The organism is Guptibacillus spartinae (assembly GCF_028610625.1).
GTDB lineage: Bacteria > Bacillota > Bacilli > Bacillales > Guptibacillaceae > Guptibacillus > Guptibacillus spartinae.
This window is the reverse complement of sequence record NZ_JAQQWU010000020.1, coordinates 16,540-29,844: the sequence shown is the minus strand read 5'-3', so window position 1 is coordinate 29,844 and position 13,305 is coordinate 16,540. Positions and strand designations below refer to the sequence as shown.

12 protein-coding genes are annotated in these 13,305 nt (G+C 35.1%); 5 read left to right on the top strand and 7 right to left on the bottom strand.

Features of this window, described 5'->3' with window-relative positions; genetic code table 11:
• Positions 1-162 precede the first annotated feature (162 nt).
• A complete protein-coding gene (locus PQ511_RS21765) occupies positions 163-1,863 on the bottom strand; it encodes a competence protein CoiA (protein ID WP_273854033.1) in 1,701 nt (566 codons plus the stop codon).
• A 298-nt stretch (positions 1,864-2,161) separates the two neighbouring features.
• On the opposite strand from PQ511_RS21765, the gene PQ511_RS21760 reads away from it, so the two are divergent.
• Both PQ511_RS21760 and PQ511_RS21755 read left to right on the top strand, forming a co-directional pair.
• Positions 2,162-4,321 carry a hypothetical protein gene (locus tag PQ511_RS21760; protein ID WP_273854032.1) on the top strand — a complete coding sequence of 720 codons (2,160 nt, stop codon included), beginning with the start codon at positions 2,162-2,164 and terminating at the stop codon, positions 4,319-4,321.
• Positions 4,322-4,498: 177 nt separating this feature from the next.
• Positions 4,499-4,765, top strand: coding sequence for a hypothetical protein (locus PQ511_RS21755; protein WP_273854031.1), 267 nt, complete (start codon positions 4,499-4,501; stop codon positions 4,763-4,765).
• Positions 4,766-4,894: 129 nt separating this feature from the next.
• On the opposite strand, the gene PQ511_RS21750 is transcribed toward PQ511_RS21755, so the two are convergent.
• Positions 4,895-5,848: an HNH endonuclease gene (locus tag PQ511_RS21750; protein ID WP_273854030.1), complete on the bottom strand. Its 954-nt coding sequence runs from the start codon at positions 5,846-5,848 to the stop codon at positions 4,895-4,897.
• Positions 5,849-5,898: 50 nt separating this feature from the next.
• A complete protein-coding gene (locus PQ511_RS21745) occupies positions 5,899-6,132 on the bottom strand; it encodes a hypothetical protein (protein ID WP_273854029.1) in 234 nt (77 codons plus the stop codon).
• 309 nt (positions 6,133-6,441) lie between these two features.
• Here PQ511_RS21745 and PQ511_RS21740 point away from each other — a divergent pair, with 309 nt between their 5' ends.
• Positions 6,442-6,708: a hypothetical protein gene (locus PQ511_RS21740; protein ID WP_273854028.1), complete on the top strand. Its 267-nt coding sequence runs from the start codon at positions 6,442-6,444 to the stop codon at positions 6,706-6,708.
• A 50-nt stretch (positions 6,709-6,758) separates the two neighbouring features.
• On the opposite strand, the gene PQ511_RS21735 is transcribed toward PQ511_RS21740, so the two are convergent.
• Entirely contained in the window at positions 6,759-7,088 is a 330-nt protein-coding gene (locus PQ511_RS21735) for a hypothetical protein (protein ID WP_273854027.1), read from the bottom strand.
• Between the two features lie 395 nt (positions 7,089-7,483).
• Here PQ511_RS21735 and PQ511_RS21730 point away from each other — a divergent pair, with 395 nt between their 5' ends.
• Positions 7,484-8,428, top strand: coding sequence for a hypothetical protein (locus PQ511_RS21730; protein WP_273854026.1), 945 nt, complete (start codon positions 7,484-7,486; stop codon positions 8,426-8,428).
• Positions 8,429-8,871: 443 nt separating this feature from the next.
• On the opposite strand, the gene PQ511_RS21725 is transcribed toward PQ511_RS21730, so the two are convergent.
• Positions 8,872-10,122 (bottom strand): RNA-guided endonuclease InsQ/TnpB family protein, encoded by a 1,251-nt coding sequence (locus tag PQ511_RS21725; RefSeq protein ID WP_273854025.1) that lies wholly within the window; start codon positions 10,120-10,122, stop codon positions 8,872-8,874.
• A gap of 78 nt (positions 10,123-10,200) precedes the next feature.
• Complete coding sequence (locus PQ511_RS21720; RefSeq protein WP_273854024.1) at positions 10,201-10,674, bottom strand: hypothetical protein; 474 nt, start codon at positions 10,672-10,674, stop codon at positions 10,201-10,203.
• Positions 10,675-10,934: 260 nt separating this feature from the next.
• Here PQ511_RS21720 and PQ511_RS21715 point away from each other — a divergent pair, with 260 nt between their 5' ends.
• A complete protein-coding gene (locus PQ511_RS21715) occupies positions 10,935-11,465 on the top strand; it encodes a helix-turn-helix transcriptional regulator (RefSeq protein WP_273854023.1) in 531 nt (176 codons plus the stop codon).
• 102 nt (positions 11,466-11,567) lie between these two features.
• Here the strand turns inward: PQ511_RS21715 and PQ511_RS21710 are convergent, their stop codons facing one another.
• Complete coding sequence (locus PQ511_RS21710) at positions 11,568-13,034, bottom strand: hypothetical protein (protein ID WP_273854022.1); 1,467 nt, start codon at positions 13,032-13,034, stop codon at positions 11,568-11,570.
• Positions 13,035-13,305: the final 271 nt, after the last annotated feature.

Below are 13,305 nucleotides of genomic sequence, written 5' to 3'. Positions count from 1 at the left end.
GAAAACACTAAATATAACGGATAAAGGGTGTTAGAGCTAAATAGCTCTAACACCCTTTATCTCTTGTGAACTAGAAAAACACAGTAGTGAAATTGAAAAGGGTTATCTCCGGGTATTAGACAAAAAGCGGATTTTAGTATTCATTTTTTTTAATATCTTCTTTTAGATATTTTCCATTGATAATGAGATATTTAATTTTTGTTCCACCTTGGTTGATATTCTATCTACGACTGTCAGTTGTTTTTCAGTCAACTTGTTCTTATTTTGATGGGAATTTTTAATGAAGTTCCTCTCCCACTCACTCAATGTATCTCCTACATCCCCTGATAAATTATGAATATACTGTATTGTGTTTCTATATTGCTTTTGTTTACTTTTAAGTTCTTCGATCTTTCTATATTTCTCTAAGGATAAATTCAAATTTGTTTTTAGAAAAGATAACATCGCATCATTTATTAACTCATCCGCTTTGCTTGAAAACTGTTTATTCTTCTCAAAATGATACCGTAAGCTATCTTCTTCGTCGAAAACATCAATAGCTTCTTCTGTGGCGATCGATAATAATATGTTCTTCCATTTATCGTTAAAAGGCTTTATTTCATCTACCTCAATGGAGTAGTAATTACGTTTGTAGGAAAGTTTGGATAGTACATCTAACATAGCTAACGCTGATATATAGGCATAGATAGGGTATGAAAAATGAACAGATCGGTAAGAGTTATTTTTAGATCTTTTGGCTCTAAAAACCCCTTTATTTATCATCTTCCAGAAAGAATCTTTAATGTTTGAAACAAAAACCCTACCTGAAGAGTGTAAGTTCTTATGGTGTATGAATTCATCATAGATCCAAAGCTGCCATACATGGTTAGGAGTGATGATCATATCATTATGTTCTACTGCAATATTAAAGCATCCTGGGAGATATTGATAACCGTGTTTCTGCATGAGTGTGTTGTAAAGTTCTTCTTCTTTTTTTGTTATGAGGTTCTTATTATTTAACGTATGATGAATTTCGCGCATTCTTTTTCGTTTTTCTTCAACAGCTTGTTCTTTACGAAGCTCTTCTTTCTTCTCTTTCTCTTTTTGGTTTCTAACGCGCTCTTCTTCAGCGATAGCAGCTGCTTCTCTGTTATTTAGGATCATACTCTTAATAGAAGAGTTCATTAAATAATCCTCGAACTTTAGTATGGATCCTAAATCCATACTCTCTTCCCTGATATGAAATACAGTTTTAGAGTAATTATTTTTGTAATTAAAGTTATAGAGAGCTCTCAAACGTTCAGTATTTGTATTAATGTAATAGAGGTTCTCTTGGAATGCTTGTACTGCTAACTCCATTCCCCTGAATTTATGAAGACTACTTTCATTGTAGTTATCATCCTTTGATTCATGATAGGAGTGAACTGTCTCTCCGAATATCCAATAATCTTTCACTCCTGCTTGTTTATATAAGGTATGTCGTTCGTTCATTACTGCCTCTGATATTGGGGAACATTGAAACTCAAAAGCTTCGTGTTTGCCATCAGGATGGATTACCATGACATCGCTTCGTTGATTGGTCTTTTGAACTTTATATTCAAGCTCAACTCTACTATTTGGATGCATCCGCTCTAATTGCGCTTTTAGCGAAATCTTGCCTTTTAAATGCTGTGGACTTTCTGGTTCAGAGTATTTGTCAGTACAAAGGTGTCCTCTTCTATGTGCAAAATGATTGATCTTAACTGGTCCAGATTTAAGTTGGATGGGGTTTCTGCAGTCAGGGCATAACAACCTTCTGTTTTGATCTAACTCTTTAACCTGTTCGCTATTTTCTTCTATAAATGAATGATATTTATTACCTGAAGCATCTATCGCTTGTAACAATCCCTGCACCTCTCTGTTCGATTAGTATAGTGTGACGTAATGCAAACAATAACAATCCTTGTTAACAAATTGGTATTCTTCTGCGTCTATATTTTACCAAAGGAGGTAGCGATTGTCTCAGAATTGCTACCTTATCTGAATGTACTTGAGTCTTTTGGAACAGTGAGTAAGTCCCATATTTATAACAAATACGATCTCTTCATCGATTTAATGTAAATTAAATGGAATATAACATTGGAAGGTATTTCTACTATGATCGAGAACTCTTCCTTTATCGAATATAGGAAAGGATGATGTGATGAAAGCTAAACAATTTTCTGTTGTTCTTTTGTTTCTATTCATGTTTTCTATCTTTGTTGTTGGATGCAGTAAAAATGAGTCGGCTTCTACTAATCAAAATGAAATGAAAACGGAGGAAAAGACTCCAAAAAAGAAAGATAAGAAAATGGAAATTGACGAGTTATTAAATGGGACAAATATCGCAGTTATCGATGATAGCAAGGCTAAAGGGAGAGATAATTGGGCTATTGAACAAATTGAGAAGAAAGAAGTTATTAAAGATGGTATTCTTAAGGAGTTTTTCGGATTAGAAATCATTTATAATAGCTGGTATGGACAGGATGATTTAAAAACATTAAATGATTCCGTAAACACTGGAATTAAAAAAAGCATTAAAATAGACATACTAGGTCTTGTACCAATATTAAAGGTCATGGATACTACGAAAAAAATAGTTGAATTCTTACTAGATTCATTGAAACAACTATTCTCATCCGAAGAGATCTCTTATCGCACGATAAAGATTATGACCTATGCTTATGTCGGACAGCAATATGACACTGTACCTTATGGGTATTTTAAGGAATTCTTAAATCAACGATCAGAAACGAAAATTACCATATATGATGAAGGCGGTGAATGGGTTGCTCGTGGCGGATATGACGTCTCTCCCACTACAGCACTCATCAGGACAAAATCGAGTGTTCGAATATACAATGGACACGGAATTAAATCTTTTCAGGGCATTGAAACGCCCGATCTCATATCTAGTGAAACTCAAAACGGCACAGTAGTCGCGGATAAGATTCGTAAATTAGTATCAGACGTATACGCTGTTTTGGATGATAAAGAACCGAAATTCTATCCTGAATACGCAAAGGCTCTTGTAAAAAGTTATGAATCAGAAGAAGAAAACTTTGCCGAACAATTTGCCCGTGAAATTGCTTTAGAGAAAGGCGATTTCAATGATGATAACTACCTCTCTTTGTTGGATTGGGGAATGTCAGTAGAGGAATTGAAAAAGGCTATTCCAAATGCAAGCGAGGAAAATGGAAATGATGGAATGACATATCTATCTGTGAAAGAAGACAGATATTCATCAACTACATGTGTAAAAAGTGATACGGTCTCTTTTAATTTCATGTCGGGGAAACTAGATTCCATAACTTATCGCTTTGATTTAAAAAAAGAGTGTAATAAGGATGACCAAAGTGCGAAAGAAATAGTTTATAAAGGATTCAAAGAACTCTATCAGCAAGTTGTGAGTGATTACGACCCAACACATAAAATGGCTAAAGGGGAGTTAAATAGTCTTCAACAATGGGAAAGTCAGACAAGTGAGTTTCGGTTAGCTTTTTGGGTGGCTTTAGATGTCTCACCAGCAATGCCTTATGGGGATCTCACCATCTCCAAGCTAGAAGATAATGCACCGGTAGTTATCACGGATGATAACGCTAATAATTGGTCAAAGAAGGGTGAAGAAGTGGCTAACACTCCCCTCTCGCCTAAAGACTGGGTGGGAGATTGGTCAGAAACGAACGCTCACAGCGGGAGAAGTTTAAAAATCACTAACCAGACGAGTAGCACCTTTGATTTTCAATTGAACGTATCGAACGGTGGTAACACTGGATTAATAAAGGGGACTGCAAACCTAACGACTGAGGATACTGCTGAATACCCAGAAGACGACATGGGTTGCGAAGTGTCATTTTTTCATCTCGATGAGAGTATTGAAGTAACGTCTAATGAACTTTGCGATGGGTACAAAGGGGCAGGTGTTGGACCCTTTGAAGGGAATTATCCTAAAGGTAATGCCGAGCAGTCCACCACTTTTAATAGTATAGGTATGCTTCCAGAAAACATTGACGCTAAATTAAAGGATTTAACAGGAGATAAATACGGTGCCTTTATAGAAAGGTTTGGTACGTACTCAAAAGAAGAAGACATCGACGGATTTGGATCTACTGTTTACTCCGGTTTCTTAACTGGTGTTGCACAAAGTTTTAATGGGATAATTATGTATAAGGACTCTGGAGAAATTTGGGCTGCTTACTTTGATGGAACGACTCTGTTTTACTATACTAACGTAGAAGAACAACAAGAAGCGATGCCAAAGACCATAAAAAATCATTATGCTGATACGGCTGATTTGAAAGTGGAGTTTATGTCGAAAGAATAAGTCGATTAATCAAGGAATAAAACGTCTCTCATTTTCTAAGAGAGGCGTTTTATACTGTAGAGTTTTGTAATATCTTCCTTAGCTCATAAGCTCTCTGCAGTGCGCATTACCGAGAAAAGGATTAATTGGTTTATTATTATAACTAGGTTATAATTTGAACACTGAGGGGGATTAAATATGATGAAAAAGTTTATCATTGGTTATATAGAAGATAATCATTTAGGTGTATATCCCAAGGAGATTATCTATAAAGCTTCGTCTTTTAAGACGTGCGCTATAGAAACAATAAAAGAATTCCCGACAGTTTATAGTATACAAGAGGTGTTTGGTGAACTGGAGGACAAATGGGTGAAGTATTATACCCATGAAGCGCAAGATCAATTACAAGAAAGTCGGCATAGAATGAAAATTGATTTGGGAGTGGAAGAGGAAGTAGAAAGCTGATTTAAAGATTTTTTTACATTGAATTTTTAGTAAAGGAGAGCGGGTACGGCTTTTTTCCTGCTGTACAATACAACATTCGTATAACTAAACAAAGCCGACTTCACTTTTTACGTGAAAGTCGGCTTTGTTTTAATACTTAGTTTGTGATCTATTGCTTTTACCGATATTACATTCATTACATAGAGCTTGAAGGTTTTCTAACACAGTGAGACCTCCTAAGGAAAATGGGACTATATGATCGACATGGAGAATGATGTCATCTTTAGGAGAACGACCGCACAACATGCATACTCTATCCCGCTCCAACACCTTAAACCTTAACCCTAATGGAATACTTCTACTTAGTTTTTGGTTCTTAATTCGTTCGGGTAGAAGCATCTCATTGGTTTGCTCCGGTGCTTCCTTTTCTGGACTTAAAGAATAGGACGGTAAGATTTCTAATTCGTATCCTTTGTTACCCATAAAATGACCTTTTAAAATGGTTATCATTAAAAAGTCTTTTACGAATTTTTCAGGAGTTGTATTTAAAAATGATTTGCTTCTTGTATCGTAAACTCCTAGCAGTAAGTCATAACTTTCCGATATTTCAAAACCTAATTTAGTTAACATACTACAGAAAACTTCTCTCTTCATTTCTCTATGCTTTTTAGCTCTTTCTCCAGATACAGCATAACGTTCAGAAAACTTTATTTTTTGATTAAGGAAGATGCAGCCCTTTGCATCTTTTTCAGTCGTTAGATTCATAGAGAGTATCGGACCTACTAAATCATTAATACGAGAAAAAGAGTTAATCCTATAATGGTGATTCCCGTTCTCGTTTAATTGTAGAGATAGTTCTAAATCCCCCTCTAAAATAGTAAAAGTGTAATTATGTTCCTGATCCAAGTGCTGGTCTTCTTTATGACTAAAGTGCAGAGGTTTCGTAATACCTCGCCGTCCTTGAAGAATAAAATTTCCAATTCGTAATTCATTATTCTCTAACTCAACACGTTTTAAAATATTAGCTAATTCATATATATCTTGAATTTTTCGATTTCTAGAAAAGCGAACTGTATCTGTTGAATCAAACGGGTTATTATCCAAACTTATCCCCTCTTCTAATTAGTAGATTCAGTATTATTCCGTCTGATAGTTTAACGAATGGTTAGACTATCTTTTATCACTTTGCCTTTATCGTTTAAGTCAAAATCCCACATTATATAACATCCATCATTATCGCATTCTAGATATTCCTTATCGGTAGGATGTTCACTAGAAGTATATGGTTTTTTGTAAATCTTGTTTTCTCTAGTGAGTTTATAACGATATACTGATTCGGTTTCCTTATAAAGGATCAATTTTCCGATTTTACATTTTGGACATTTCAAGACGATTCTCCTCCTCTACTTGGTGTCACGTAATTAACAATCCGTTTTAAAAATCCCCTATTTTACCATTGAATACAGAATATCATATGTTTTTTTATAATACTAATAAGTGCTACCCCAATAAAAGAATGCCCTAACCCTTACAGAAGCGTTGGGTTAGGGCATTCTTTCTAAAGTATTTTACGTATAAATGATTGAATGATCCTTTGTATACATTTTTCCGGAGTGCTGCAAAACCGTATAATAAGTTTGTAAAAGGGATTTTAGTGGTACTAATATACTACTACGAAAATCCCAAGGAGATATTGAATGCATAACAAACATCAGATCGTTCAGCGACTTTTAGAGAAAGACAAAGAATCGTTAAGTGAGCTATATGATTCTTATATCCGTCACATCACCAATGTGTTATATACTACTTCGGTTCCGCGCCAGTACCATGAAAAAATCATAGTAGAGATGTTTCAAATAATCTGGTTTTCACCCGATGTCCTCATCAATGAGAAACACATGTCTGTATCCATTACAAAACTCTGTATCGACCTTACTAAAACTACATTTCCTGATGTTTCCTAGGGTTCAGCCTCTATTAGCCTCTATTCTTCACGATCTAATGATGAGCACTATTAAAGGGAAGATCTTGCTTTTCTTGCAGAAGATAAACGTTTTAAAATCATAGTGTTCTTTTGCAAATTCTTATTGTTTTTATCGGTTAATGTGAAATACTTTTTTAGACTCAAGCCGGTAATGATTAAGAGAATAATTGACTGCAACAGTCTATATCCTCCCTCATCAAGACTAACGACTAAGTTGAGAATACTAACTGGCACTACGAAAATTAGAGCAAACTTGAGCCCTTTAAGGAGCCTTTCCATAACTTCGAATTTTTTTCGCATCTCCTTGATGTCGTGAATTGATTTTTCTATTGATTGGGTGACATTTCTTTCTTGGCTCATCTAAAGCTCCTTTTTAGATATAATTTAGTACACTGTTTAAATTTGTATTCGGGACGTTCTATGTATTGCTATTATACCAAAACACCAGTTCGTATTGTAGCAAAATAAGATGAAATCGAAAACTTACTTCACTAAAGCGTCAAGGCTACTATTGAAGTTAATACATACCTTTTTATTAAAAAGTCGCCTACTGCAGTTCCTATTATTAATGTATTTTTTTAACATATAAAAATACATTAATAATAGGAAAAGACACGATTGGTTCTTGTTAGATAGTATAATGTAAACATAACCCAAAAAGAGGGGGAGTTGATAACCTGGAACAAATTTTCGAATTGCTATAGGTGTAGGAATTGATGGGATGGTTTGATCAAACCAAATTTGGGAGGTATCTCGTGGATAAATTATGGTTGGTCGGTCGAATAGTTACCCGAATTTATATTTTTATAACAATATGGTTAATCGGAACAATAACGGTATTTCTAGAGAAAACTACATTAGTAAACACGGCTTTTGTTTTAATACTGGGTTATTCATTAGGAGTTATTGCAAACAGCTATTTAAAGAAAATGCAACTATTAAAGAGATCTGGAATTCTCATTTATATGTATTCTTACCTCATCTTTTTAACAGCTTGGTTTATTTATGCGAATGACTACGGGGGTAGAACAGCTGAAATAACTTCAACTTATATTATTGGAATGACTGTTGTAGGTTTGCTCTCCTTGGTAGTAAATCGATTTTTAAAAGGATTAGGATTGATGAACAACTCTATTTCTTTGAAATACATCGCATCCGGAGATGAACATAAATTGGCTTTACTAAGTAAAAATATCCGAAAGGGAACAATTATTTTATTGACCATCACATTTATTTTTGGCATGACAGAAATCTCCCCCACTCCTTCATATTCAATTATATGGACATTAGTAGCATTGGTCTTCCTAATATTTGGACTTAAGTTATATCGCAATTTTGTATATAAACGTTATCGTACACATACTAATTTGAAGCTACGAGGTCAAAGTTATAATCAAAGATATATCGACCTGTATAAAGAAAGAAGCGAATTATGGTCAGGCTGGTTGGGAGATGAAGAACAGAACTCTAATTCTAACAACATCGATGCATTTCCTGAAGAATTTGAGAAACCCCAATGGCAGATCGATTTAGAAAAAGTAGAAGAATTAGAACATCAAAGTTTTAAAATGCGAACCTGGGGACAAAAAGGAGTATATGATGTTGAACTGGATGAGATTGACAATGAGTTGGGAAGAACCGAATATCAGCGAGAACTAGAAGATGAAAAATATGAATATGAACGTGAAACGGAGCGATGATTCCTAAGGAGTTATAGCGATGTAAGGTGGTCTCGACCTAACGAAACTTCCTGTTTTAGTTACTCTGGTTTCTTTTTCTACACTAAACTTTACTTAATAAACATACAAAACTTAATGAGATGTTTTTCTTTACCTTCATTAAACTAATAGGGAACCCCATTTTATTAATGGGGTTCCCTATATCTATTCTTGAGACTTATTGTTTAATAAATAGATAAACGCCTTTGGCTTCACCATTGCTTAGTTTGACGGGGTTTCTAGCGTATGCGTCTTTGCTGTATAGATACCCATCCCAGTTGGAATACTTTTTCAATTTACCGGTGGATTTCTGTTTAGTTGGTTTGAACGCGATATATCCTTTATCTCCATATTTTAAGGAGAAAGTTTGAACTACTCGTCACTGAAGTTACGAGATTCTACGAGAAAAACAAAACAATGATCGCTTACGCGATTCTAATTCTCGTTGGGACTGCCAAAAGCCCCCTACACATTTTATCCATAGAGATATTATGCTTACTTTTTTTGAGGATATTAGCTGCAGCATTGATGTCAGCATTGACTAGTATGTTTTTCATCGTCCTGTACAAACCGCGTTTAATACGCCTTCCTGCGAAGGTGTATTTTTTTATTCTTTCCTCGTGGAATTCTGGAATGACATCAGAATCTAGAAAACTAGCTTTTGAGGTATAGGATTCTTCTTGTTTCACAAATGCAATGCCATACCGTTCGCACATTGAAGCTAACTTACTAATCAATTGACTGTGTGGAATTTGTGTAAAACGTTGATTTGAACGTTTTCCCATCTTACTATTCTTTTTCCATCCGATGTTGTGACCGACAACCAATTTACCGATTCCATTATCCAAACAGTAGTGGATAATGTAGTGAGTTGTTTTGTTTAAATAATCGCGTAAAATGTTGTTTCGTTTCTTTAACAAACAAACCTGACGGTTTGTGAGGTGTTTGATCTTTTGTTTGTCTTTGATGGACTGCAATCGTTTGTTTTCTTTGTTGTACCACTGATTAACAGACTTAATTCGTTTACCATCAATGATAAAAGAGTGACCTAGCGTATCAATAGCTGAACAGAAATTATTAATCCCTAAATCAATTGCTAACGCTTCATTTATATCGAGCTCATACTTTGAAAGTTCCTTGATCTCGTATACATACTCAATCTCGAAGTAATGAGCGTTATATTTAGGAATAATACGGATTTCAGCTATTTTATTCGGATCCAAATTTGCAGGAAATCGAACGGTTATATTCCCGTATTCTCTCTTGAATGCAGGGGAAACAGGGACATTGAATGTTCCGTCACCTTTGTATTTGAACTGAGGATAACTTAGTTCAAAATGACTTTCTTTGTCTAAGTATTTAGGGATTCGTGCTTTACATCCTGGCGTTTTAAGCAATCCAAAAAAGCTTTTGAAATTCTCGTCTACTTTTTTCAATGTTTGTTGTGCTGCAGCTGTACCCATCAGTTTGTAATTCTCATTCCCTTTACACTCATGGTAATTTTCACTATACCGAAGGTAGGTGTTGGTCTTAAAGAAGTGCTGTCGAACAGCATACAACCCAACGTTGTACATGTTTTTACTTAAATGTACAAGCTTACGCAGTGCGAGATATTCTTTTTTGGACTTCAACTTCAAATACTCTTTTTGAATACCATATTGCTTCTTCTCTTTCATTTTTCACACCTCCTTTAGCTATATCTTACCAAAGGAACGTGTGTTTGTCTCAAACGTGCTAACCGGCGGAACTTCATCCTATGACTGAAGGTAATAGTACATACCATTAGTAGTAGTGGGGGTAACTTCACCTATGTCAGTCTCAATCGTCATTCCCTCTTCGTCTGCAACTCCTAAATAAAGTGCATACTCTTTCCCGGAACTCATTTCAAAGGTTGTCTCCACGTTTAAATTCCCTATGCTAGGGTCTTCGGACTTCAATACGACACGTTGAATTGAGCGTTTCCATTGAAACTCGCCATCTTGTTTAGTTAACTCCGCCAAAGTGATTCCTTCTCCTTCTTGTTCGCTAAATTGAAAGAGCACAATTTCCTGATCTTCCAAACTCATTGTATCTAAAATATCATCCTTCTCTATGTCCTCTAGTTCTAATCCATATTCAATTGCATCCTGTCGGGTTTCAAAGGACTTACTTTCCTCATTTCCATCTGTGGCACTAGAACATCCTATCAGGGAAAAAATCAATAAAAGTGTGATAATAGCATGCTTCATTCAACTTACTCCTTCCAACTCCATTTGTTTAGAAAAGTATATTGGATTTAGATCGGTTTGTTACCTTCTTTTGTAAAAAATAAATATTACTGGTTAAGTGCCCGCGATCTATATTAGCGTTTACTAGAGCAAGTCGAAGAATATGCATTTCCTTAAGTATTTAAATGACTTAATCTATGTGGTAAGCAGATAAAAGTAACTTAGAATGATATATGATAAAATTTGAGTAGATAAACAGGAGAGTTTGGGGGTATTTTTTAATGAAGTTCGAAAATACAAAGTCAGTGCCATTGTTCGAATGCCACTCATTTTGGTCGTTATTAGATGAGAATTATACGGTTTCTCAAATGTACGATGAACACGAAAATGTTTTGGTGACGTTAAAAGATAAATTCGCTACATGTCAGTTCATTTACTTTAAGAGTAAGCGTGGAAGAGCGGTTCGTTTTCTTGATGAACAGGATGAATATGTTGGGACAGTTTTTTTCCAAAACAACGGTAGAATGGGAGGAAAAGGCGAAGGAGAACGAGGGAAAAGAAAAGTTATCCAATGCAAAAAAATGCTAAAAAAAGCGATAGAAACAGGTTCCGTAGAAATTATTGTAGAACGGAATGATGCGCCCCCTTCTCAACACATCCCATTAACTGATAGGGAGAAAACTCTTCTTTCGCTATTAAGTAATAACGTTGCTCCTGCTGCGATAAAAGAGAAATTGGGAATTACAGAAAGCAATTATCGTAGAATGCGTAAATCGTTAATGTTGAAAGGAGAATTACCAAAAGGGGAATGATAGTTGAGGGATATGAAGTCGCCGTTGTCCATCGCTTCTGATGAACAAAAATGACTCTAGATCGCATAATATGATCTAGAGTCATTTTTGTTTGCTCGTACATTAAGATTCAAGTTCCCAAGAAAAGTTTCTGGTGTACAATTCATCCTTTAATGTCTTGTAAAATGCATCGCTCTCTTCTGGGTACCAATGTTGAACAATATTATAGTGATCAACAAAGTCTCTGAAATGCATCTTTTGTTCATCATCGAAAACATCTTCGAATTGAAGAGTGTCATCTGATTCACTATCCTCTATAGTTAAATCTATCGGAGATTTTGTGTAACCTAGCATTTCCAATTCGTCAAGTAAATTTCGTGCATCGTATCTTCTGTAATTGGTATAATTGGGCATCATAAAATCCCCAACCTTACTTAATACTTCATGTCCTCCTAGCCCCTCTTGCTTGAAGGGAATTATGACATCCTTATCCTCTACATGAAATGTAATCTTCCCTGGATAAAAATAATCACTTCCAGTCTGAAAACTAATCATAGGCAGCCAATCATTTTTCTTAGTCTTATTTTCAGCTTCTATATCCATTTTTCTCGTATCCACGTAGAAGCCACGCACATCTAAATTGATTGCCTTCTCGCCTTCATCATCTTTTTTATTAAAGGTCGCGTCCATCGTACCGTAATTCATATGATAAAAAAGCATCTTCGTTCCAAAAGGAGTGGCAGGCATATCGTCAACATAATAGTTTAACTGACTATAACGGAGTAATTTGTGCAAATCCCCTTTATGATCTTTACGGAATTTAGCTGGCAAGAGGTTATAAGCCTCTTTAATGGAGTCGGGATCTTCCAATATTAAGAGCTTGTATGCTTCGTTGCTCATCGCCTCTTGAGCTTTTTTGAAGACCTCACTACTCTCGGGTATTTCCATCAGATAGATGGTGTCCTCTTGTCCTAACTTGAATCTTGACTTGTTTAATAACTTCTGAGTTTTTTGATAAATACTTTTGTTTTGTTCAGAGACCTCAGAGAGAATATTGTATGCAAACTTATAAGTTTCTAAGCTATCCTGTTTCTTTGCTTCTTCATAATAGCCTTTACCTTTAGTGAACATAATTTCATCAATAAGGTTCTGGGCTTTCTTGAAATTGGATTTATCATCTTCTCTAACTGAATGAAAGTTTGTGAGTGCGTCATCTAAATTTGATTCTTTATAGAGTGCCATACCAGTTTGAAAGGCTTCTTCCGATTGCTTTGCGTTTTCAACTGTTGCTTTGGATTGATTTAGATAATCACTAATGAAAGAAAAATCTTCTAACTGATCGATTTGGAGTAATGCCCTCTCAAAGTCTTTGTTCTCTATATTTTCTTTCATATTCTTCTGGACCGATTCTAAAAATTCTTTTTGAAATCCTTTTTCATCATCGATGTCGCCATCCGCTAACACTTTTTCGTAAACTTCGAAGGCTTCTACGTATTCTCCGGAATCAACTTTATCCAATACCTTATCGGGTGAAGAACATCCCGCTAATGCTGCGCTCAAAAAAACTAGACTCATCAGTAATCTTTTCACCTTATTTAAAACACCTTTCCATGGTTATAGCTATAGAACGAGTGATATCAAATATAAATAGTACCTATTGTCCAAAATTAATGAAATGAAACAAGATTTTAGTATATTCTTACTGTCTTTGTTTTCATTTAGTACAATTTCATTCAACTTATTCCAAACGTCTTATGCTAAAATTATATTATTTACTAAAAATCCAAGTTAGTTAAACTTTGCTTGTATATTAAAACGTATGTAATAGCAAAATCACTAACCTCTTGCCTCCCTTCTATTT

Bases quoted from the DNA above. Each gene is read 5' to 3' on its own strand.
- PQ511_RS21715 (WP_273854023.1), top strand. From the start codon at position 10,935: ATGAAGTTCGAAAATACAAAGTCAGTGCCATTGTTCGAATGCCACTCA.
- PQ511_RS21740 (WP_273854028.1), top strand. From the start codon at position 6,442: ATGCATAACAAACATCAGATCGTTCAGCGACTTTTAGAGAAAGACAAA.
- PQ511_RS21735 (WP_273854027.1), bottom strand. From the start codon at position 7,088: ATGAGCCAAGAAAGAAATGTCACCCAATCAATAGAAAAATCAATTCAC.
- PQ511_RS21760 (WP_273854032.1), top strand. From the start codon at position 2,162: ATGAAAGCTAAACAATTTTCTGTTGTTCTTTTGTTTCTATTCATGTTT.
- PQ511_RS21725 (WP_273854025.1), bottom strand. From the start codon at position 10,122: ATGAAAGAGAAGAAGCAATATGGTATTCAAAAAGAGTATTTGAAGTTG.
- PQ511_RS21720 (WP_273854024.1), bottom strand. From the start codon at position 10,674: ATGAAGCATGCTATTATCACACTTTTATTGATTTTTTCCCTGATAGGA.
- PQ511_RS21755 (WP_273854031.1), top strand. From the start codon at position 4,499: ATGATGAAAAAGTTTATCATTGGTTATATAGAAGATAATCATTTAGGT.